Source organism: Ochrobactrum chromiisoli (assembly GCF_026241335.1).
Lineage (GTDB): Bacteria > Pseudomonadota > Alphaproteobacteria > Rhizobiales > Rhizobiaceae > Brucella > Brucella chromiisoli.
The window spans coordinates 146503-168651 of sequence record NZ_JAPHAV010000004.1 but is presented as its reverse complement, the minus strand read 5'-3'; the positions used below and the strand labels follow the sequence as shown (position 1 = coordinate 168651).

Here is a 22149-nt window from a genome sequence, read left to right as displayed (position 1 = left end):
CACGAGTGGTTTTGTGATTATTGTATATCATAAACTCACAAATGGTGCCTACGCCATCAGATATTGAAAGATTGGACTAGAATGTCGAACCATCTCCGTAAAATTGGTTCACCTAACGCGGCAGGACGACCTCAGAATACCTCGGTGGCCTTTGAAGCCCAGCCCTACACCCACCTAGGATACGGTTACGGGGTTGCACCTGACGAAAAGGAAATAGACCTATTTCGTCTTTTTTTATACGTTTTGAAGTATCGTTGGATGCTGCTTACGCTTGCAGTAATAGGCATCTTTTCCGCTCTCGCAATTACAATGATGGTCACTCCCAAATACCGAGCATCGGCACAATTAGAGGTGTTGGTTCCATCTGCGAAGGTTTTCCAAGACATTGAAGTCACCACGGAAAGTGGTGATATCCGAGCCTTTCAAACTGCAAGTGAGAAGCTCCGCAGTCGTGCGATCGCAGAAAGAGTTGTATTCAATCTCGGGTTAAGTGAACGCGCTGACTTTCTTTTTCCAAGGCCAAGTTTTTCGCCCTTGAACATATTTACACGTGCATTCGGAGGCGCTGCGGGCAGCAGCGAATTGTCAGACTTCTCGCCTGAAGAGCGCGTGCGCATGGCCGTGGATCGCGTTCAAAAAAATCTAAACATAAGCTTATTAGCTAACACAAGCCTGCTCTCAATAACTTATACAGATCAAACGCCTAAGTACACTTATGAAATCGCAAATCAAGTGGCTCAGAGTTTTATTGATCAAAGAGTTGACCAGGCTAGTGATACATCTTCGCAGGCACGCAAATTTATACAAGAGCAAGTAGTGCACGCGAAAGGTCGATTGCAGCAATCTGAAGAAGAGCTTGTTGAGTATGCGAAAAAGGTTGGTTTAACGATCACAGGCGATAACAACTCACTTATCACAGAAAGCCTTGTCAAGATCAACGAGGCACTTGGTAGTGCAGTTCAGGAAAACCTAAGCTATGGGCGGCTTGTACAGCAAATTGATAGTGGTCAAGGTGCAAGCTTGGAACAGGTTCTTAAGAGTGAAGGTCTGGATAAATTACGTGTACGCCTGGCTGAACTTAACGGTGAATATCAGCAGAAACTGAGCTTGTTTAAGCCAAGTTTTCCTGAGATGCAGCAGCTTCGTTCTCAAATTGGAGAGCTTGAAAATCAGATTAACCTTGGCGTGCGCGCAATAACCGATTCTATCAGACTTAGATATCAAGAAACGCAAGCTAAAATAACTGACTTACAGTCAAAGTTGAGTCAACTTGAAGCGGATCAGTCAGCTTATCAAGATAAAAATATTCAATACACAATTCTCAAACGTGAAGTTGATTCAAATCGGTCACAGTATGATAGTTTGATCGCAAAACTAAATGAAGTCTCGATTAGTTCAGAGCTCAAAAACGAAAATGCCGCCATTGTTGACCTCGCCGTTGCACCCCAGAGGCCATATTCTCCTCGATTAAGTCTAAATCTTGCTATTGGGCTTATATTGTCAGTTATGATTGGCGTTGCAGCGATTTATGTATTGGAGTTACTCAACAATACATTTGCCACGCCCGACCAAATCGAAAAGGAACTTCAGTTACCTCTATTGGGGATTATTCCGTCTACGAGCGATGCAGACTTTGCTCGGTCAGTTTCAGATCCGCAATCGGGTTTATCCGAGGCTTATCGATCGCTACGTACATCGTTGCAGTTCTCGGGTGAAGAAGGCGCGCCACAAATCCTTGCAGTTACAAGTTCAGAGCCGTCTGAAGGCAAATCGACAACGATACTTAAGCTCGCGGAAGATTTTGCTGCCTTAGGGGCCAAGGTATTAGTTATAGATGCCGATATGCGCCGTCCAATGCTGCACCGTCTTTTCAAGGTAGATAATGCCGTGGGTCTGAGCAATTTGCTGACTCGAACTATACGCCAAAGTGATCAAAAAATGTTGGTGAAGCAAATCAAACCGCATTTAAGCCTCATAACGGCGGGAACAATTCCTCCAAATCCTGCTGATCTGCTGTCATCCAGCAGAATGGGTTTAATATTAGAAAAGCTCAGCCGAAGCCATGATCTGATCTTGATAGATTCCCCGCCTGTGATTGGGCTTTCAGATGCACTTATTCTAGGGCGATTATCAGAAGCAACATTACTAGTTGTTTCCTCGGATCAGGTTACTCGCAAGGCTGCAGCCAATGCTCTTAAGCGGTTACGTATCGCAGGCTCAAGTGTGGTCGGTGCAGTATTTACCAAATTCTCCATTAAAAAGTTCGACTATAATTATGACTATAAGTACCTTAGCTATAATTACTATCAGTCGGAGGATGTGACTTCGAAACCAGAAAATAAATTGGGCATCGACAATGGCAATTCGGCAGGTAACGACAGAAAATGGACGTTGGCCTTTATTAATCGTCGTTTTAACGGTTATTTTGCTCAGCTTATTGAGCGTTTCAAGTCGATATCTTGAGACGAGGCATACCAATCTACTGCTATCAGCACCGGCAATCAATGTCGAGGCAGTGCTGAGTTACAGTAGCAGAGTAATAGCTAGCACTAACTCAGACGCGCAGCTTGAGGAAGTGGAACAGCTTCTACGCTCTGCGATCCCCTTTAATTCTGGCGATGCGAGAATCTATAGCTTATTAGGTGAAATTGCTCGAAGGAAGGGTCAGTCATCTATCGAAGTTCAGATGTTTGGTCATGCCCTGACATTAGCGCCTACTGAAAAGTTCGCGTTGCTGTGGTCGATTCAGCGCGCCGTTATAGAAAGTGACTTCGATACCGCATCAAAAAAGTTAGATTTGCTGTTTCGTCGTTGGCCGGATGAGATCAAACGCTTAGCTTCTGTTATCCCCACTCTCTTTCAAAGCCCAGACGCTTTTGAGATCTTTTCTGAAAAACTAAGTGCTGGTCCGCCGTGGAGAAGAGCTCTCATAAATGTGATGAGTGAGGAGACATCGCCAAATAAGGCATTCACTGCGCAGCTTCTAACGGAGCTAGCATCGGGTCGCAATCCACCAACCACCGAAGATACAAGAACCATCTTAGCCAGTCTATTTAAGGAAAAAGCGTACGATCTTGCATACCAAACATTTCTTTTCACGTTACCGCCAGATGAGCGAAGATTGTCTGGATATATTTTTGATGCCGAGTTCGAAGCTGCTTCCGAGAATCGAATTTTTGGCTGGCAGATAAGGCAGCAGCCCGGAGCTAAAATTACTATACCCGCAAAGCAAAAAGGTGCGTTGATAGAATTTGCCAATACTCCAATCATTCGATTGGGATTGCAGCAGACTTTGAAGCTTCCACCTGGCAGTTTTTCACTTGAGTATAGCGTTTCGGCAACCCGTGCAGATATGCCGAAAGCACTGATCTGGAATTTAATGTGTTCAGATCCAAATAAAAATATTCTAAAATCAGAAGTTCCGCAAGGTGACTACAATGACCGTGTAATCCGCGCAAGTTTTAATATATCCGAAGGATGTCACGTTCAAACTTTATCTTTGAGAACAACTGCAATGGTAGAAAGTTGGAACGACCGTTACAGTGGACAGGTTCGCTTCAATTATATTCGCATTATTAAAGAATAATCAACATGGCTATTGCAGGCAATATATCTAAGAACAAGATCTTGTTACAAAGGAATATGCTAGGCTTCTGTCTATTGTTGTGCATGCTAGTGGGTGGAGGGACCGCCCGATATTTAAGTGTCGATCTCACATTGCAGTTGCTAACAGTGACTATCACAGCCTACGTATTATTTTCCAGAGAAAACTGGAACAATGCAGCGCGTTTAGGCTTAGTTATGATGCTATGCGTTTTGGCACTCTTCATATTACAGGTTGTGCCGCTTCCGATTGGTTTTCTCGAATGGGCACGTCCATTTGATTTGCTACCGTTGGGTATCTCGGTAGAATCTCCAATCTACGTTGCAAGTCTAAGCGTAGGTAGTACGCGTACAGTCCAAGCATTGCTATTCGCATTGACGCCGTTAATGTTCTTTACAGCATTGGTAAGCCTTCCCCAAGGCAAGGTTTTCAGTGTTGTTCCATTTTTCATGATAGGATTATGGGCAAATTTGATCGCGGCTGGATTACAATATTCGTTTAGCGGCAATAATAATCTTGGCGATTTTCTCGGTTACGAGGTTATGGTCGGAATGTTTGCTAACAGAAATCATTTTGCTACGCTGATCTTTTCAAGCATACCTTTAATTATATTCTTTGGTTTTATGAATAATCGGGTATTAGCGCCAAGTTTCTCGATTGTTTTTATATTGTTAATTCTCCTAGCCGCCGGTTCTCGCGCCGGGATCTTGATAGGCCTGACTGTTGTGATTGTATCGGTGATATCACTTCTATGGAGTGGACGCCTGGGTGTCGTTTCTTCACTGGTATTGCTAGCTACAATAGCGATTGTCAGCTATGGAGCTTATGAGCAAATTAGCTCCAGGGCACTGGATCCCAATTTGGGCCGTCTAGAATTTGCTGTAACTACATGGCACGCAATTATTCAAAACTGGATACTAGGTACCGGATTTGGAACCTTTGATATGGTTTATCCACTATATGAGGATCCGTTGATGGTTTTTTCACATTACGTGAATCATGCCCATAATGATTATCTAGAGATATTACTAGAGGGTGGAATTCCAGCATTCACGCTCTTTATAATTTATATTTATTTATTAATTAAAAAGTTTATCGATGTAAGAAAACAGCCCCTCGCAAGACTGGTATTGTTGTCCATCTTTGTCATTTTTATTCACTCGACGGTTGACTATCCATTGCGAACGATGGGTGTTGTGATGATCTTTGCTTTCCTGAATGCACTTTTTTTCTCTTATGGTAATAGACGTGAAGCAGAAGTGCCATCGGGAATTGAACAGTATAGTCGGAATTAGTGATGGATAATTGTAACGGCCTGGTCTGCCCCATCGGGTGATCCGTGTTTATTGTTAGTGCATGCTGGGTCGACTTGCCACTGCTGGTGTTGACGCTGGGCCATTTTGTTTAGGCCAGACGACTGTTTCGGGTGCCGGTGGCTTGTAGCCCAGTGATGAATGGGGCCGCACTGTATTGTAATGCTGTCGCCAGTTTTCGATGATGATCTTGTTTGGTGGGCAATCGATTCACCGGATCGATTGCTTTTCCACCTCACCCTTGAGCGTGTAGAAGATTTCGCCGTTGAGCAGTTCGTCACGGAGTTTCGAGTTGAAGCTCTCGCAATAGCCGTTTTCCCATGGACTGCCCGGCATGATGTAGGCGGTCTTGGAACCGACTGCTGCGATCCACTCCCGTAGCGCCTTGGCGATGAACTCCGGCCCATTGTCGGAACGAATATGGGTGGGGACGCCGCGTAGGATGAAAAGGTCGGAAAGCACGTCGATGACATCGACGGCCTTCAGCTTTCTCTCGACCCTGATAGCGATGCATTCCCGCGTGAACTCATCGATCACGTTGAGCATGCGGATTTTCCTGTCGTTATGCGTGCGATCCTCGACGAAGTCGTAGGACCAGACATGGTTGGGATATTCCGGCCGAAGCCGGATGCACGAACTGTCGTTCAACCACAGTCGGCTGCGTTTCGGTTGCTTGTGAGGCACTTTCAGCCCCTCCCGTCGCCAGATTCGCTCGACCCGTTTGACGTTCACGATCCATCCAGCTTGGTGCAGCATCGTCGTTATACGACGATAGCCATAACGGCCGTACTGGAGGGCAAGCGTCGTGATGTCTGCGGTCAACGCCGCTTCATCATCCGGAGTCTTTGCGATCATGCGCTGTGTGGAAAGAAGTGGCTCGGGAAATCTGCACAGCCAGGATAAGTGGAAATTCTGCCTGAGTTCGGCTTAGATGCCGGGAACAGGAGATACCATGACGAGACGACCACGCCGAAACCATAGCCCAGCTTTCAAGGCAAAAGTTGCGGTCGCTGCGATCAGAGGCGAGCAGACGCTAATGGAATTATCCCAGCAGTTTGACGTGCACGCGAACCAGATAAAGCAATGGAAAGATCAGCTTCTTGAGGGGGCGATCGGTGTTTTCGGCCACGATACCAAGGCGGAACCAGCAGAGCCAACCGTCGACGTTAAAACGCTGCATGCCAAGATCGGTGAGCTAACTCTGGAGAACGATTTTTTAGCCGGAGCGCTCAGCAAGGCGGGATTGCTGGGCGGAAGGAAATGATCGACCGCGCTCACAAGCTTTCGGTCGCCCGACAGGCAAAGCTCCTCGGGTTCAGCCGTAGCAGTGTCTACTATTCACCGCGCCCTGTATCGGATGGCGATTTGGCACTGATGCGCCGGATCGATGAATTGCATCTGGAATATCCATTCGCGGGAAGTCGGATGTTGCAGGGGCTTTTGAAAGGAGAAGGGCTTGAGGTTGGGCGGCTGCATGTCTCAACACTGATGAAGAAGATGAGCCTTGAAGCGATTTACCGTCGCCCAAACACCTCCAAGCCAACGCCAGGGCATAAAATCTATCCCTATCTCCTGCGCAAGCTAGCGGTCACCAGACCCAATCAGGTGTGGGCAATGGATATAACGTATATTCCGATGGCTCGTGGTTTTGTCTATCTGTGCGCTGTCGTCGACTGGTTCAGCCGCCGGGTTCTGTCATGGCGACTGTCGATAACGATGGAGGCGGACTTCTGCATCGAAGCGGTTGAGGAAGCTCTGGACCGCTATGGAAAGCCGGAAATATTCAACACCGATCAAGGATCACAGTTCACGTCCATCGACTTCACTAACGTGTTGAAAAAGGCAGAGATCGCCATCTCGATGGATGGCAAGGGTTCGTGGCGGGACAATGTCTTTGTCGAGCGGCTCTGGCGATCAATCAAATACGAAGAGGTTTATCTTCACGCCTACAAAACCGTGTCCGAGGCCCGCACTGGCATCGGCAGATATCTGAATTTCTACAACAGCCGACGCCCACATTCATCGCTTGACCGACAAACACCGGATCAGGTCTACTTTAACGCGCTGACACCAATGATGGTGGCGGCATAAGCGAGGCGGAAGTCCACTTAACAAAACGCCCGAAACTGTTCAGACAAACCGAACCACTTCTGCAGTTTAAAGATGCTAATCGCTTATTCAAGCTGATGGTCGTCGGAGAGCCTAATTCTTAGGGGGTGCCGGTATCCATTGAGTCAAGTTGTTTAAAATGTTCATTTTTTCGTTTTACGCACATATTGTGATGAACGCTGATCCTGCTTTTGGGATTTGTTATAATTGAGAATACAAAGCGGGGGGTGACATGCCATCAAGCATCATACAGTTGGGACTCGGAAGTGCGGTCGGACTAACTAGTATTGTTATACATGCTTTAGCGACGATTTTTGTCATTAAGCTGGTGATTTTTTTGACTCGGATTAAGTTTAGAGCACCGTATTTGCAGCTCATAATAGCGATGACTTTGACCGCTTCGGTTCTCTTGGCCGCGCAGGTATTAGAGATTGCAGTCTGGTCTCTTTCCTATAGTATAATCGGCGCTATCTCGCAGGATTCGGATGATTTTTATTTTGCGTTTGTAAATTTTACATCACTTGGTTATGGCGACATCATTCCACTCGCGCACTGGCATTTGATGGGACCGATGACTGCTATGAACGGGGTGATGCTTTTTGGATGGTCGACGGCAGTTCTTTTCCAAGTGCTCACGATTTCCTTAGAGGAATCTAGCGTAGTAACCAGAAATTTGAGACGGAGTTCGGCGCAACGTATGAGTTGAAGCATTATGATAGATTGGTTCGTTTAGTAGCAACCCGCTTATAAAGGCAGAATTTCTCAGGCTGTTGATTTCCACCCGGAAGTGATGGAGGGGGGCGGACGAAAACTTGCACTGGTTTTATGTCACAATGCCAAGACTGTTTCGATATTCTATTGGGCTTCGTGCACTAAGTGATATCTTGATCCGCTTCTCGTTGTACCACCGAATGTAGCCATCAACTTCTTTGATAAACTGCTCAAGCGTACTGCTCTTCCAATCGCGCGGATAAAACAGTTCTGTTTTCAGCCTACCGAAGAAGCCTTCGTATGACTGCGTGCGTGCGGGTCGAGCCTAAAGGTGCAAAAAAGGGTAGGGACGATTAGTGATATGATATCAGCGCGCTCCTATACCGCCACCTGCAGCGAATGTCTGTATCGGTAGTTGCGTGCCCCCGCAACCAAAATATCAAAAAAACCCGTCGCATCAGCGGCGGGTTTTGTTGTTTAAGGGCCCTGTACAACCAAAACGCAAGCTCTAAATAGTCAAGATCTGCGCGCAGTTCATCCGGTTTAATTCAGAGATTCAGTCATTTATTCATTGTGCAACGATTTTCGTTTTGACGAACACATCATAGCGCGTGCTTTTGCCTAAGATCTGATGCGATGGTTTGCGTAGGCCCGGCATCGGTTCGGCTCTTAAAGGCCATTTCAGAACGACGCGATTCTCTGCCACTTCCAATGCGATTTGCATCAGCTTTTCTGAATCGGGGTCCGTGCCGACGATCTCCCGGATTTGTCGCATTTCTTTTTTGACCAGTGCCGAATTGCCGCGTGGGGGATGCATCGGGTCGACCAGCACCACTTTCGGCTTCAATTCGGGTAAGAGCAGGCAAGAATCGCCATGCAATAATGTCATCCGCGCGATTGTCTGCGCATATCTGCCGCCCTCGGAATGCGCACGGGCGAGAGCGTCACTCAGCAAATCATACATTTTCTTTGAGCGCTCAATCAGCGTTACAGTCGCGCCAAGGGATGCAAGCAGAAAGGCATCACGGCCAAGGCCAGCTGTCGCGTCCACAATATCGGGCGTGACGCCGCGCGAGAAGCCTACCGCTTTTGCAAGCGCCTGATCGCGTCCTTCGCCGGACCGGAACCTATGGCCGACTGCGCCGCCTACAAAATCAATGATGAGCTCTGATGGTTCCGCCTTTTGCGTCATGCTTGATCTCAGAATGGGCAGGGGATGGAAAATTTTACGTTATGCCCATCCGGATGCCGGAAGGCCAGTTGCTCAGCATGAAGCATTAAACGTGCGGATGCGCTCAATGCGGCGCCCTCAGCATAAAACGCATCGCCAAGGATGACGTGTCCTATCGCCTTCATGTGAACACGCAGCTGGTGCGTTCGACCCGTTAACGGAGACAATTGTAGCCGCGTTGTGTGTTTGCCGCGCTCTAAAACTTGCCAGCGCGTTTGTGCGGGTTTGCCGTTCTCATGGTCTACGCGATGACGCGGCTTGTTCTCATGGTCGATTGCCAGAGGCAAGTCGATCAGGCCGCTATCGCCTTCCACGTGCCCCCATACTTCTGCGATATAAGATTTCTGGGTTGTGCGGGTTTCAAACTGCGCTGCAACAGCTGCATGTGCTTTGCGATTGAGCGACATCAAAACCAGTCCCGACGTATCCTTGTCCAGACGGTTGATCATGAGAGCATTCGGAAATTGCTTTTGCACACGTGTGGCAAGACTGTCCGACAAGGCCGGATGTCGTCCGGCTACGGATAACAGCCCGCTTGGTTTATCAAGCACCAGAATGTCCTCATCACGATGAATGATGGATATATAAGGCTCTAATGGCGGGTTATAAATAGGATCGTCGGACGATGGAACACGCATAAGACCATCTAGAGCATTTCTGGATGGAGTTGAATCATTAAAATCGCAACAGCCGATGTTTGTTCGGTTCGATGTTCAAATAAATGGTACACTATCCGGTTATTCGATATTTAACCAATTGCTAAAATATCTTATGTCTTTGGGCTTGATCTATATTCTTTGGCTCAAAAAATGGGATGACGGATGTCCTCGAAGACCACTCTGAACGCGAAACACCTTCAGGCGCTTGGTGTGGAGCGTCTGGCTGCACTTCTGATAGAGATCAGCACTGGCAATGCCAATCACAAGCGCCGGCTTCGGATGGAACTGGCGGGTCATTCAAGCGGCGTCGAGCTTGCTCGGGAGGTTCGAAAGCGGCTGGGCAGCATTGCGCGCGCAAAGAGCTGGATAGATTGGAAGAAGGTTAAGCCCTTTTGTGCGGACCTTGAAAATCAACGCAGGACTATCGTTGAAAAAATTGCCCCGCATGATCCTGAAGAGGGGTTTGAACTTATATGGCAGTTCCTTTCGCTCGCAGATTCGATTTTCGAACGCTCGGGTGATGGCAGCGGCACGCTCATCGAGCGTTTTCACGCTGCAAGTGATGATGCCGGTCATATAGCGATGCTGGCCGGTATTCCTAAGGATCGTCTGGTTGAGAAAGTTTTCAATGCGCTTCAGGATAACGGCTATGGTCAGTTTGATCGACTGATTGATTCCATGCGTCCTGCGCTTGGTGATATGGGCTTAAGACAGCTGCAGACGGACGTTGAGGCATGGGCTGCTGAGCCGGAGCCTATACGATCTGTGCACTATAAGCAGATCATTGGATGGAGCAGCACTGGTCCGATTTACGAAGACCGGCTTCATGCGGACGACAAGTCGATGACCGCTCAGTTTGTACTCCAGCAAATTGCAGATGCGCTCGGTGATGTGGATCTTTTTATTGCGCAATATCCTGCGCACACGCATATCATTCCGCGCATTTCGACTGAAATCGCTCAAAGACTGCTTGCGGCAGGGCGCGCTGAAGAAGCCCTGAGGGCGCTTGATAAGGCGGAGTTCGACGGTCACAGGGACGTCTTGCCAGAGTGGCAGGCGACGCGTGCCGATGTTCTGGAAGCGCTTGGACACAGCGAAGACGCGCAGCAATTTCGCTGGCAATGCTTTGAACAGACGCTCAACGATGTGCTTTTACGTGAGTTTTTGCGACGTCTGCCTGATTTCGATGATATGGAAGCGGAAGACAAGGCGTTTGCTTTTATTGCAGATTACCCTGATGCCAATCGTGCGCTGCTTTTCTTTCTTCAATATCCCGCTTTGAGCGAAGCAGACAGGCTTGTTGTAAAGCGTGCTTCCGAGCTGGATGGCAATAATTATGAACTCTTGTCGCAAGCGGCAGAAAAGCTGGCGGATAGATATCCGCTTGCTGCGACGCTTGCACTTCGTGCAATGATTGATTTTACACTCACATATGCCCGCTCCAGCCGCTACAAACATGCAGCACGACATGTGATGGAGTGCAGTGCTATGGATCGCAATATTGCGGACTACGGCTCTGTCGTTCAGCATAGTGTTTATCTCGACAATCTCCGCAAGCAACACGGCAAGAAGCAGAGATTCTGGGATTTGATAAGTTGAGCGTTGTTGTTGCTGAAACGGTGGATATTTTAGTGCCAACCAAGGATGAAACCGTGCTGAGCCAGTTGCAAGAAGAGCTGCAGCGCCTGCGGCTTGAATTGGAAATCAAAGATCAGTTCATCAATGCGCAGGCACAGACGCTTGCGCATTTCAAAAAAATTTATGGACAGTCTTCCATTGTCGCTCAGATCGGTATCTGGGAATGCACTTTGCCGGATGAAGAATTGACCTGGTCCGACTATGCCTATGACATTTTCGAGTTGCCTCGCGGTGCAGTGCTTTCACGCGCTGATACGCTGGCGTGTTATACGGAAGCGTCAAGGGCGGAGCTGCAAAAGCGCCGATCAGACGCAATCGCGCAGCGTAGCGGTTTTACATTCGAAGCTGAGATAACCACTTTTCGCGGTAACAAACGCTGGATACGCATCACTGCGTCGATTGAATGCCAGGGAGATGTGCCCGTTCGAATTTTCGGGATGAAACAAGATATCACAGATCAGAAGGCGTTGTTTGATCGGATTATATATCTTGCCGAGTATGATCAAATGTCTGGTCTGGCCAATAAAAGCCAGTTTCATGTAAAGCTGTCTTCGACGCTGGATGCTGCCAGCAATGACAAGATACCCGGTTTTCTTATGTTGATCGACCTTGACGGGTTTAAAAACATAAATGACAGGTTTGGCCATCTTGCAGGCGATGAATGTATAAGAGAAATGGGCAATCGCCTTCGGGATTTGAATGATCCCGGCAGTCGTATTTTCAGGATCGGTGGAGATGAGTTTGCCATCATCACATCGGGTTCTTATGATCAGCAAGCAACAGAGACTTTTGCTCAAGCCATTATTGATCGTCTGTGTGAACCCGTCGATTTCAATGGCCGCTCGTTAGTGCTTGGTGCATCCGTTGGGATTGCGCCGATATCGGGTTATTCTGCATCGGATGTTTTCAGCAATGCAGATGCGGCGCTTTACGCTGCGAAGAATGGCGGAAAGGCGACTTTTCGCAGCTTTCAGTCACGCATGGATAAGCAGGAAAGCTGAGACGAGTTCCGGATCGGTTTGTTGTTACGTATTGCTCTACGCAAAGATGCTTTGCACTTTTTATCAATGCTCAAGTCAGAATTTCAGGTGATGGTGTTAGCAAAAAGGCCGGGAAATCCCGGCCTCTTCTTTTTTACTTCTTGTTCTGGCGGTTTTCGATCAGATCGTTCACCACACCCGGATCGGCAAGGGTCGATGTATCCCCCAGTGCACTGAATTCGTCTTCGGCGATCTTGCGCAGAATGCGGCGCATGATCTTGCCTGAACGGGTCTTTGGCAGGCCGGGAGAGAACTGAATCTTGTCCGGCGTGGCAATCGGACCGATTTCCTTGCGCACATGTAGCGTCAGCTCTTTGCGCAGAGCATCGGCATCTTGTGTTTCTGCACCACTCATCAGTGTGACATAGCAATAAATGCCCTGTCCTTTGATTGGATGCGGGTAGCCGACAACGGCAGCTTCCGAAACCGAGTGATGCGAAACGAGGGCCGATTCGATTTCCGCCGTGCCAAGGCGATGGCCGGAAATGTTGAGTACGTCATCGACGCGGCCTGTGATCCAGTAATAGCCGTCATCGTCGCGGCGGCAGCCATCACCCGTGAAATACTTGCCCTTATAAGTGGAGAAGTAAGCCTCGATGAAGCGCTTGTGGTCACCATAAAGCGTGCGCATCTGGCCCGGCCAGCTATCGATGATGCAGAGATTGCCATCGGTTGCGCCTTCAATCACAGCGCCTTCGTTGTCCACAAGCTGCGGCTTGACGCCAAAGAATGGACGGGTTGCCGAACCGGGCTTGAGATCGGTTGCCCCAGGAAGCGGGGTGATGAGGATGCCGCCCGTTTCCGTCTGCCACCATGTGTCAACGATTGGTGATTGCTGGTCACCCACGACGTTATAATACCATTCCCAGGCTTCGGGATTGATCGGCTCGCCCACTGAGCCGAGAAGGCGCAGTGTTGAACGTGATGAACGGGTGACGAATTCGTCGCCAGCGCCCATCAGCGCACGGATCGCGGTTGGTGCGGTGTAGAAAATGTTGACGTGATGCTTGTCGATGACTTCCCAGAAACGTCCCTGATCGGGGAAGTTTGGCACACCTTCAAACATCAGCGTGGTTGCGCCATTCGCAAGCGGCCCATAAACGATATAGGAATGGCCTGTGACCCAGCCCACATCCGCTGTGCACCAGTAGATATCGCCATCATGATAGTCGAAGACATATTGATGGGTCATCGAAGCGTAGACGAGATAGCCGCCGGTGGTGTGCAAGACACCCTTTGGCTTGCCGGTGGAGCCGGACGTATAGAGGATGAACAGCGGATCTTCCGCATTCATAGGTTCTGGATCGCAGGTCGGTTCGACGCTTGCGACTTCCTGATGATACCACAGATCGCGGCCTGGTCCCCAGCTGACCTTGCCGCCGGTACGACGCACAGTCAGAACCTTGTTGACCATGACATATTGCTTGGCGGCAATGTCGATGGCGGTGTCGGTGTTTTCCTTGAGTGGAACCGGCTTGCCGCCGCGCACGCCTTCATCTGCCGTGATGATGAACGTGGATTCACAATCGACGATACGACCGGCGAGCGCCTCCGGTGAGAAACCGGCAAAGACGACGGAATGCACCGCACCAATACGGGCGCAGGCGAGCATCGCATAGGTGGCTTCCGGGATCATCGGCAGATAGATGGTGACACGGTCACCTTTTTTCACGCCATGCTTTTTGAGCACATTGGCGAGACGGCAGACATTTTCGTAGAGTTCAAGATAGGTGATTTTCTTGTCGATATACGGATTGTCACCTTCCCAGATGATCGCAACCTTATCGCCACGGCTTTTGAGGTGGCGGTCTATACAGTTGTAGGAAACGTTGGTGACGCCATCCTCATACCACTTGATCGATACGTCGCCGTTGAAATCCGTATTCTTGACTTTGGTGAAGGGCTTGAACCAGTCAATCCGTCGGCCGTGCTTGGCCCAGAAACCATCCGGGTCGGTCACGCTCTCATTGTACCATTCGAGATATTTCTCGTTGTCGATGAGCGTATTCTTCTTTGCCCCCGGCAGTACAGGGTAAAGCTTTTCCGACATATCTTCCTCCTTGAGCGCCTCCCGTTGATGACAAACTATGGAAGCGCTATATTTTTGCTTTACGCATTTCCGGACGCAAAAACGGTTCCCACTTTTGCTGGAAATGCTTTAACTGTCCAGCGATCCTCCCGCCGAAATCAATAGCCCGCATGAGGGCGAAGCTATCGCCAAACTCATCTACAATCTGTCTGGCTCAACGTAAATTAGACATTGGGATCGACTATGGTCCACAGTGACGCAGCACAAAAAATTGAAAAACATGGCAGCACTCACCTTGATGTGTTTCTAACATATTGTTTTTACTATTTAAAAACTATATTTTGCTATTCTAAATATTGCCGGAGCCACGGGATATTTATAATCGGCTCCCTAAAAAAGGGGAAATCGCCATGACGACAACCGCTTTTACTTCAAAGTCTGCCTTTGAATTGCAGCTTGCCGGTTACGGTCTGACGACGGCAAAAATCTTTTATCATATGCCGGATCATCCGCATCTTTTGCAGCTCTATGTCTGGCAAGACTATGATCTGGCGCCAGACTTTCCAGTGCTTCACGGCTTTATTGAATTCTGGAAGGAAAAGATCGACGGACCGTTGCATTCGGTCGTTTACGCGCATAACCGTTTGCTTGGTCCGTCGGATTGGCATCCTTTAAAAGGCGAGATGCTGCTTCATTGAAAAAACAATCAGGCGGGCGGGGAATAGCTGCGTCCGCCAAAGATTGCCGACCCCACACGCACTGAAGTCGCACCGAAGCCGATGGCGGTTTCATAATCGCCTGACATGCCCATGGAGAGCTTTTCGACCTGAGCTTCACGCGCAAGTTTTTCCAAAAGCGCAAAATGCGGCCCCGGATTTTCATCTGCAGGCGGGATGCACATCAGGCCTTCGATTGAAAGGCCATGTTCCTTGCGGCAGCGTTCAACAAAAGCGACAGCCTCTTTTGGCGGGATACCAGCCTTCTGCTCTTCAAGGCCGGTATTGACCTGCACGTAAAGCTTTGGACTCTTGCCTTGTTTTTTAATCTCACTGGCAAGGGCTGCCGCAATCTTTTCGCGGTCGACGGTTTCAATCACATCGAACAGCTTGACTGCATCGGCTGCTTTGTTGGATTGCAGTGGTCCGATCAGGTGCAGCTCAATACCGGAATAGGCTTCGCGAAGTGCTGGCCATTTGCCTTGCGCTTCCTGAACGCGGTTTTCACCGAAGACCCGCTGACCGAGATCAAGCGCCGGACGTATTTCATCTGCATCGAATGTTTTCGACACAGCCACGAGCGTCACTGACCCTTTATCACGACGGGCTTCCTCCTCGGCGCGCGCAATGGATGCCTTGACGTTGTTCAGGTTTGCACCAATATCTGACATGAAACTCTCGCTTTCAGGCTTTTCGTCCGCAAAAACTTGACGCTTTCGCCAATACGTGGTGAAGGTCGCCATTAATGACGACTCTCCTTATTGCATCATCTTCGTACGAGTAAATACGCTCATGGCAGCCGAACGTTATAATCCGCGCGTGGCGGAAGCTCATTGGCAGAAAATCTGGGAAGAAAACCAGACTTTCGAAACCGACAATAGCGATCCCCGCGAGAAGTACTACGTGCTCGAAATGTTCCCTTATCCATCGGGGCGCATTCATATGGGCCATGTGCGCAACTATGCGATGGGTGACGTGGTCGCGCGTTATAAGCGCGCCAAGGGGTTCAACGTGCTTCACCCAATGGGCTGGGACGCGTTTGGCATGCCTGCGGAAAATGCGGCGATGCAGAACAAGGTGCATCCGAAGGAATGGACCTATCAGAATATCGCAACCATGAAGCGTCAGCTCAAATCCATGGGACTGTCGCTCGACTGGACCCGTGAATTTGCGACCTGCGATGTCGAATATTACCATCGTCAGCAGATGCTGTTCATCGATCTGTTTGAAAAAGGTCTGGTGACGCGCAAGACGTCCAAGGTCAACTGGGATCCGGTTGACAACACCGTGCTTGCCAATGAGCAGGTTGTGGATGGTCGTGGCTGGCGTTCCGGTGCGCTGGTAGAACAGCGCGAGCTGACGCAGTGGTTCTTCAAGATCACCGATTTCAGCGAAGATCTGCTGGCTGGTCTTGATACGCTTGACCAGTGGCCGGAAAAAGTCCGCGTCATGCAGAAGAACTGGATCGGCAAGTCGGAAGGCCTGCAGGTTCGCTTCGCGCTGGATAGCAAGACTGCGCCGTCCGGTTTCTCGGAAGTGGAAGTTTACACCACCCGCCCGGATACGCTGTTTGGTGCATCCTTTGTGGCGATTGCTGCCGATCATCCGCTGGCCAAAAAGCTCGCGGAAACCAATGCCAATCTGGCTGAGTTTGCAGATGAATGCCGACGCACGGGCACCTCTGTTGCAGCGCTTGAAACCGCTGAAAAGAAGGGCTTCGACACTGGCATCAAGGTTAAGCACCCGTTTGACGAGAATTGGGAACTGCCGGTTTACGTCGCAAACTTCGTGCTGATGGACTATGGAACGGGTGCGATTTTCGGCTGCCCCGGCCATGATCAGCGCGATCTGGATTTCGCCAACAAATATGGTTTGAAGGTGACGCCTGTCGTTCTCCCAAAGGGCGAAGATGCGGCGAGTTTTGTTATCGGCGACACGGCTTATACCGATGATGGCGTGATGGTGAATTCACGCTTCCTCGACGGTATGACGCCGGAAGCAGCGTTTAACGAAGTGGCGGAACGTCTGGAAAAGACCGAGTTCGATGGCCGCCCACAGGCTGAACGCAAAGTTCAGTTCCGTCTGCGCGATTGGGGTATTTCGCGCCAGCGTTACTGGGGTTGCCCGATCCCGATGATCCATTGCGAAAGCTGTGGCGTTAATCCGGTGCCGCGCGCCGATTTGCCGGTCAAGCTGCCGGATGATGTTGAGTTCGATCGTCCGGGCAATCCGCTCGATCGTCATGCAACATGGCGTCATGTGAAGTGCCCGAAATGCGGTGGCGAAGCCCGTCGTGAGACCGACACGATGGATACGTTTGTTGATTCGTCCTGGTATTACACGCGCTTTACAGCCCCTTGGGAAAATGAGCCGACCGACCGCGCAATTGCCGATCACTGGTTGCCGGTTGATCAGTATATTGGCGGTGTTGAGCATGCGATTTTGCATCTGCTTTATTCGCGCTTTTTCACCCGCGCCATGAAAGTGGCGGGTCATGTTGGCATTGAAGAGCCATTCAAGGGTCTGTTCACGCAGGGCATGGTTGTGCATGAAACCTACAAGGCCAATGGTCAGTGGGTTGCACCGGCCGATATTCGTATTGAAGAATCAGACGGTAAACGCACGGCCACCATGCTCGACAGCGGTGCTCCGGTTGAAATCGGTTCGATCGAAAAAATGTCGAAGTCGAAGAAGAATGTGGTCGATCCCGACGACATTATCTCGTCTTATGGTGCCGATACTGCGCGGTGGTTCATGCTGTCCGACAGTCCGCCGGAACGCGACGTTATCTGGACGGAAGCGGGTGCCGAAGGTGCGCATCGTTTTGTGCAGCGCGTCTGGCGTCTGGTTTCGGAAGCCGCTGTCGGCTTGAAGGATGTGGCACCCAAGGCAGGCACGCAGGGTGATGCAATTGCCGTATCCAAGGCTGCTCACAAGGCCGTTCAGGCCGTCGGTGACGACATTGAAAAACTCGCCTTCAACCGCGCTGTTGCCCGTCTTTATGAATTGGTCAATGCGCTTGCAGCACCATTGCAGCAGGTTGCAGCCGGTAAAGCGGACGATGAGCTGAAGGCGGCAGTGCGTGAAGCAACTGAAATGCTGATCATGATGCTCGCCCCAATGATGCCGCATCTGGCCGAACAGTGCGCCATAGAGCTTGGTGGCAAGATTGCTGGTCGGGAAACGCTGGTTGCCCGTGCACCTTGGCCGCAGTTCGATGCCGCTTTGATCGTGGAAAACGAGATCGTTATGCCGGTTCAGATCAACGGTAAGAAGCGTGGGGATTTGACAATCGCGCGCGACGCTGATCAAGCTACAATCCAGCAGGCGGTGCTCGAACTTGATTTTGTCAAGGCCGCGCTCGAAGGGGGCTCGCCGAAGAAGATCATCGTGGTGCCACAAAGGATCGTCAATGTCGTTGCCTGATCGCTTGATTTCCGCTTTTCAGAATCTCCGTGTGGCGATTGTGGCCATCGGAGCCGTAGTTCTTCTTGCTGGCTGTACGGTGCAGCCGCTCTATTCGGGCGGTGGCAGTGCAGGCAGTACGATTGGCGGCAGTGTGACGCCGGATATGCGCGCGAAGCTCGCATCGATTTCGGTCGATCCTGAAAACAGCATTTACGGTGTTCAGGTTCGTAATCGGCTGATCTTCCTGCTTTCCGGCGGTGCTGGTGAGCCTGCCAATCCGAACTACAAGCTGCGTCTGGGCTTAAGCAAATCGGTTACATCTTTCGTGAGTGTCGATGTTGGTGATCGAACGGACCGCACGGGCCGTCCTTCGGCTGGTACGGTCAATGCGACTTCGAATTTCGTTTTGTTCGATAAGGATGGCAAACCGCTGAAATCCGGCACCCGCACGGTCGGCGCCTCGTTTGACCGTCCGCGTCAGGAATTCGCCAATCTGCGTGCTGAACGCGATGCGACCAAGCGTGCGGCGGAAGAACTGGCCGAGCAGATTTATCTGGCGATCGCCATGCAGATGTCGAAGCTCTGAGGTGTTCAGCTTGATCGAGTTTGAAAAGGCGGCGCATTCTGTGCCGCTTTTTTGTTGAGACAAACAAAAACGGCGGATCAATGATCCGCCGTTTTTACATTCTAGTCAGCGTGCTGATTAAGCGATTTTCTGGCCGGTCTTCGCCCAGTCGGCGAGGAAAGCTTCAAGGCCCTTGTCGGTCAGTGGGTGCTTGACGAGTGCCTTGAGCGTTGCCGGAGGCGCGGTAACGACGTCGGCGCCGATAAGGGCTGCTTCCTTGACGTGGTTTACGGTGCGAACCGAAGCAGCGAGAATTTCAGTGCGGAAATCGTAGTTGTCGAAGATGGTACGGATTTCAGCAATCAGTTCCATGCCGTTGATGCCGGTGTCGTCAAGACGACCGATGAATGGCGATACGAAGGTCGCGCCAGCTTTTGCTGCGAGCAGAGCCTGATTGGCTGAGAAGCAGAGCGTTACGTTGGTCTTGTGACCATCGGATGTCAGTGCCTTACAAGCCTTGAGGCCGTCGAGCGTCAATGGCAGCTTGATGCAGATATTGTCTGCAATTTTGGCAATGACGGCAGCTTCCTTCATGATCTGCTCATATTCGGTCGCAGCAACTTCAGCCGAAACCGGACCCTTGACGAAAGAGCAGATTTCCTTGGTGACTTCGATGATGTCGCGGCCGGATTTGAGGATCAGCGAAGGATTGGTGGTCACACCATCAACCAGACCAAGGTCATTGAGTTCGCGGATTTCCTTGACGTCCGCAGTGTCGACGAAAAACTTCATAACAGAATTCCTCCATAATGGGCGCGGGTTAGGGGATTTAAATTGATTTAAATCCAGCAAGGTGGCTTTTCTTTAGCGCAAAGCCGCGCCAAGGTCACGCAATCATGTCGAAAGATTCGCACGATATTTTAAACCTTTTTGCACAGCCCACCCGAAGCGTGGTGCCTGTACTCGTACCTATGCCCGCTGAGCGTCCATATTCTTATATGGTGCCGGAAGGAATGCAGGTCCAGCCCGGCTCCATCGTGCGTGTGCCTTTGGGGCCGCGTGAGGTTGCGGGCATTGTTTGTGATGGCGCGACCGATGCGGTTGATGCCAAAAAGCTGCGTGCAATTTCGGAAGTTTTCGATTGCCCACCCGTGGATGCGCATATGTTGCGCTTCATGCGCTGGGCTGCGGATTATACGCTTTCGCCGCCCGGAATGGTGGCGCGTATGGTGCTTCGTGCGCCCGCAGCCTTTGATCCAGAGCCCAAAGTGCCGGGCGTTCGCTATTGTGGTCATGCGCCGGAACGCATGACGGATGCCCGTGCCCGGGTGATGGAACTGGCACGCGATGGCTTGGCATGGACGCGCTCCGGGCTGGCCCATGCAGCCGGTGTTTCGCTGAGCGTTGTGGACGGTTTGAAAATGCAGGGCGTGTTTGAGGACGTGATGCTTCCGCCGCCTGCGGTCGTTGCGACACCTGATCCTGATTATGCGCGGGCCACTCTGTCAGAGGACCAACAGGCTGCTGCAGAAATGCTGGCGGAATCGGTTGAAGAAAACGCTTTTTCGGTCTCACTGCTCGATGGTGTGACCGGTTCGGGCAAGACGGAAGTCTATTTCGAAGCCGTGGCAAAAGCGTTGGAGATGGGCAGGCAGGTGCTGATTCTGCTGCCGGAAATCGCGCTGACACAGCAGTTTCTCGACCGGTTCCATGATCGGTTTGGTTCAAAGCCTGCCGAATGGCATTCCGATCTGGCACCACGCACACGGGAACGCGTCTGGCGGCAGGTTGCTGAAGGGACGGTGCGTGTTGTTGCGGGTGCGCGCTCGGCTTTGTTTTTGCCGTTCAAAGAGCTTGGGCTGATTGTGGTCGATGAAGAGCACGATCCGGCTTACAAGCAGGAAGATCGCGTTTTCTATAATGCACGCGATATGGCTGTCGTGCGTGGCCATATTGGCGGCTTTCCGGTGATATTGGCATCGGCGACACCTTCTATCGAAAGTCAGGTGAATGCCGATCAGGGGCGCTATAAGCGAATCAAGCTCTATGGCCGCTATGCGGAAGCGGCACTTCCGACACTCAAGACCATTGATATGCGGCGCTCTCCGCCGCCGCCGGGACGGTTTTTGTCGCCAGCCTTGACTGAGGCTGTGGGGAAAACGGTGGAGCGCGGCGAGCAGGCACTGCTGTTTCTCAACAGGCGCGGCTATGCACCGCTGACGCTTTGCCGGGTGTGCGGTCATCGCTTTCAGTGTCCGCAATGTTCAAGCTGGCTGGTCGAGCACCGCTTTCGCGGACAGTTGATGTGCCATCAATGCGGCTATCATGAGCCGGTTCCGGAAGCCTGCCCGGAATGCGGCACGCTGGATCATCTGGTTGCATGTGGACCGGGTGTTGAACGCATTGCCGAGGAAGTGGCTGCAACCTTCCCGGATGCGCGAATCATTGTTCTTTCGTCGGATATGGCGGGTGGTGTGAAGCGTCTTCGGCTAGAACTGGATGCGATTGCCAAGGGCGAGGCGGATATCGTCATCGGCACGCAGCTCGTGGCCAAGGGGCATAATTTCCCCAATATGACGCTGGTGGGCGTGGTGGATGCCGATCTTGGCCTTGCCAATGGCGATCCGCGTGCAGCCGAACGCACTTTCCAGTTGCTCAATCAGGTGACAGGCCGTGCAGGGCGAACAGGTCGCAAAAGTCTTGGTCTGCTTCAGACCTATCAGCCTGATCATCCGGTGATGCGCGCTATCGTCAGCGGTGATTCGGACGCATTTTATGCGCGTGAAATCGAAGAGCGTGAACGCAGTGCCCTGCCGCCCTTTGGGAGGCTTGCGGCGCTGATTATTTCTGCCGATAACCGGCCTGATGCCGAAAATCATGCGCGCGCGCTTCGTCGTGCAGCACCGCATTCTCAAGAGGTTTCGGTGCTTGGACCGGCGGAAGCGCCGCTTGCACTGGTGCGCGGCAGACATCGGTTCCGCATCCTTGTTCACGGGACAAAAAGGGCGGATATTCAAGGGTTTATTCGGGCATTGCTGGCCGCAGCTCCCAAAGAACGCGGGTCTGTCCGCGTGCAGGTGGATATTGATCCGCAAAGCTTTTTGTAAAAACCGGGGCTATGGAAAC

The 22149-nt window shown here is 50.9% G+C and carries 16 protein-coding genes and 2 pseudogenes; 11 read left to right on the top strand and 7 right to left on the bottom strand.

Annotated elements, in window-relative coordinates:
- Positions 1–81: 81 nt before the first annotated feature.
- The 3 genes from OPR82_RS11400 to OPR82_RS11390 are packed head-to-tail and all read left to right on the top strand — an operon-like array spanning position 82 to position 4899.
- A complete protein-coding gene (locus OPR82_RS11400; RefSeq protein WP_265984893.1) occupies positions 82–2463 on the top strand; it encodes a GumC family protein in 2382 nt (793 codons plus the stop codon).
- Entirely contained in the window at positions 2357–3586 is a 1230-nt protein-coding gene (locus OPR82_RS11395) for a hypothetical protein (protein ID WP_265984968.1), read from the top strand. Before OPR82_RS11400 ends, OPR82_RS11395 begins: the two co-directional genes overlap by 107 nt.
- Positions 3587–3591: 5 nt before the next feature.
- Positions 3592–4899 carry an O-antigen ligase family protein gene (locus tag OPR82_RS11390; RefSeq protein ID WP_265984891.1) on the top strand — a complete coding sequence of 436 codons (1308 nt, stop codon included), beginning with the start codon at positions 3592–3594 and terminating at the stop codon, positions 4897–4899.
- Positions 4900–4953: 54 nt separating this feature from the next.
- On the opposite strand, the pseudogene OPR82_RS11385 reads toward OPR82_RS11390, so the two are convergent.
- Positions 4954–5838 (bottom strand): annotated as a pseudogene (locus OPR82_RS11385) (IS3 family transposase); the annotation flags it as partial.
- Between the two features lie 31 nt (positions 5839–5869).
- Between OPR82_RS11385 and OPR82_RS11380 the strand changes: the two are divergent.
- Positions 5870–7008, top strand: a protein-coding gene (locus OPR82_RS11380) for an IS3 family transposase (RefSeq protein WP_265984890.1) whose coding sequence is annotated in 2 segments (ribosomal slippage) — positions 5870–6137 and positions 6137–7008 — 1140 coding nt in all. Because the reading frame shifts where the segments join, the coding sequence is not laid out codon by codon here.
- A gap of 250 nt (positions 7009–7258) precedes the next feature.
- Positions 7259–7732, top strand: a complete 474-nt coding sequence (locus tag OPR82_RS11375) for an ion channel (RefSeq protein ID WP_265984889.1) — start codon at positions 7259–7261, stop codon at positions 7730–7732.
- Between the two features lie 117 nt (positions 7733–7849).
- On the opposite strand, the pseudogene OPR82_RS11370 reads toward OPR82_RS11375, so the two are convergent.
- From OPR82_RS11370 to OPR82_RS11360, 3 genes and pseudogenes are all read right to left on the bottom strand, one after another.
- Positions 7850–8035, bottom strand: a pseudogene (locus OPR82_RS11370) (IS3 family transposase); the annotation flags it as partial.
- 270 nt (positions 8036–8305) lie between these two features.
- Positions 8306–8929, bottom strand: coding sequence for a class I SAM-dependent methyltransferase (locus tag OPR82_RS11365; protein WP_265984887.1), 624 nt, complete (start codon positions 8927–8929; stop codon positions 8306–8308).
- Between the two features lie 8 nt (positions 8930–8937).
- Positions 8938–9606, bottom strand: coding sequence for a pseudouridine synthase (locus tag OPR82_RS11360; protein ID WP_265984886.1), 669 nt, complete (start codon positions 9604–9606; stop codon positions 8938–8940).
- A gap of 183 nt (positions 9607–9789) precedes the next feature.
- On the opposite strand from OPR82_RS11360, the gene OPR82_RS11355 reads away from it, so the two are divergent.
- Positions 9790–11226: a DUF6880 family protein gene (locus tag OPR82_RS11355; protein ID WP_265984885.1), complete on the top strand. Its 1437-nt coding sequence runs from the start codon at positions 9790–9792 to the stop codon at positions 11224–11226.
- On the top strand, positions 11223–12266 hold the full coding sequence (locus tag OPR82_RS11350; protein WP_265984884.1) for a GGDEF domain-containing protein: 1044 nt from the start codon (positions 11223–11225) through the stop codon (positions 12264–12266). Before OPR82_RS11355 ends, OPR82_RS11350 begins: the two co-directional genes overlap by 4 nt.
- A 133-nt stretch (positions 12267–12399) precedes the next feature.
- On the opposite strand, the gene acs is transcribed toward OPR82_RS11350, so the two are convergent.
- On the bottom strand, positions 12400–14355 hold the full coding sequence (acs, locus tag OPR82_RS11345; protein WP_265984883.1) for an acetate--CoA ligase: 1956 nt from the start codon (positions 14353–14355) through the stop codon (positions 12400–12402).
- Between the two features lie 389 nt (positions 14356–14744).
- Here acs and OPR82_RS11340 point away from each other — a divergent pair, with 389 nt between their 5' ends.
- Entirely contained in the window at positions 14745–15032 is a 288-nt protein-coding gene (locus OPR82_RS11340; protein ID WP_265984882.1) for an usg protein, read from the top strand.
- A gap of 8 nt (positions 15033–15040) precedes the next feature.
- Here the strand turns inward: OPR82_RS11340 and OPR82_RS11335 are convergent, their stop codons facing one another.
- Positions 15041–15721, bottom strand: a complete 681-nt coding sequence (locus tag OPR82_RS11335; RefSeq protein WP_265984962.1) for a YggS family pyridoxal phosphate-dependent enzyme — start codon at positions 15719–15721, stop codon at positions 15041–15043.
- A 121-nt stretch (positions 15722–15842) separates the two neighbouring features.
- Here OPR82_RS11335 and leuS point away from each other — a divergent pair, with 121 nt between their 5' ends.
- Positions 15843–18476, top strand: coding sequence for a leucine--tRNA ligase (gene leuS / locus OPR82_RS11330; protein ID WP_265984881.1), 2634 nt, complete (start codon positions 15843–15845; stop codon positions 18474–18476).
- Complete coding sequence (lptE, locus tag OPR82_RS11325; RefSeq protein ID WP_265984880.1) at positions 18463–19044, top strand: LPS assembly lipoprotein LptE; 582 nt, start codon at positions 18463–18465, stop codon at positions 19042–19044. The genes leuS and lptE overlap by 14 nt, the downstream gene beginning before the upstream one ends.
- A gap of 117 nt (positions 19045–19161) precedes the next feature.
- Here the strand turns inward: lptE and fsa are convergent, their stop codons facing one another.
- Entirely contained in the window at positions 19162–19815 is a 654-nt protein-coding gene (gene fsa, locus OPR82_RS11320; RefSeq protein WP_265984879.1) for a fructose-6-phosphate aldolase, read from the bottom strand.
- Positions 19816–19919: 104 nt separating this feature from the next.
- Here fsa and OPR82_RS11315 point away from each other — a divergent pair, with 104 nt between their 5' ends.
- Entirely contained in the window at positions 19920–22130 is a 2211-nt protein-coding gene (locus OPR82_RS11315) for a primosomal protein N' (RefSeq protein WP_265984878.1), read from the top strand.
- Positions 22131–22149: the final 19 nt, after the last annotated feature.

Coding starts and splice junctions, on each gene's coding strand:
- OPR82_RS11400 (WP_265984893.1), top strand. CDS start 82: ATGTCGAACCATCTCCGTAAAATTGGTTCACCTAACGCGGCAGGACGA.
- OPR82_RS11395 (WP_265984968.1), top strand. CDS start 2,357: ATGGCAATTCGGCAGGTAACGACAGAAAATGGACGTTGGCCTTTATTA.
- OPR82_RS11390 (WP_265984891.1), top strand. CDS start 3,592: ATGGCTATTGCAGGCAATATATCTAAGAACAAGATCTTGTTACAAAGG.
- OPR82_RS11375 (WP_265984889.1), top strand. CDS start 7,259: ATGCCATCAAGCATCATACAGTTGGGACTCGGAAGTGCGGTCGGACTA.
- OPR82_RS11365 (WP_265984887.1), bottom strand. CDS start 8,929: ATGACGCAAAAGGCGGAACCATCAGAGCTCATCATTGATTTTGTAGGC.
- OPR82_RS11360 (WP_265984886.1), bottom strand. CDS start 9,606: ATGCGTGTTCCATCGTCCGACGATCCTATTTATAACCCGCCATTAGAG.
- OPR82_RS11355 (WP_265984885.1), top strand. CDS start 9,790: ATGTCCTCGAAGACCACTCTGAACGCGAAACACCTTCAGGCGCTTGGT.
- acs (WP_265984883.1), bottom strand. CDS start 14,355: ATGTCGGAAAAGCTTTACCCTGTACTGCCGGGGGCAAAGAAGAATACG.
- OPR82_RS11340 (WP_265984882.1), top strand. CDS start 14,745: ATGACGACAACCGCTTTTACTTCAAAGTCTGCCTTTGAATTGCAGCTT.
- OPR82_RS11335 (WP_265984962.1), bottom strand. CDS start 15,721: ATGTCAGATATTGGTGCAAACCTGAACAACGTCAAGGCATCCATTGCG.
- leuS (WP_265984881.1), top strand. CDS start 15,843: ATGGCAGCCGAACGTTATAATCCGCGCGTGGCGGAAGCTCATTGGCAG.
- lptE (WP_265984880.1), top strand. CDS start 18,463: ATGTCGTTGCCTGATCGCTTGATTTCCGCTTTTCAGAATCTCCGTGTG.
- fsa (WP_265984879.1), bottom strand. CDS start 19,815: ATGAAGTTTTTCGTCGACACTGCGGACGTCAAGGAAATCCGCGAACTC.
- OPR82_RS11315 (WP_265984878.1), top strand. CDS start 19,920: ATGTCGAAAGATTCGCACGATATTTTAAACCTTTTTGCACAGCCCACC.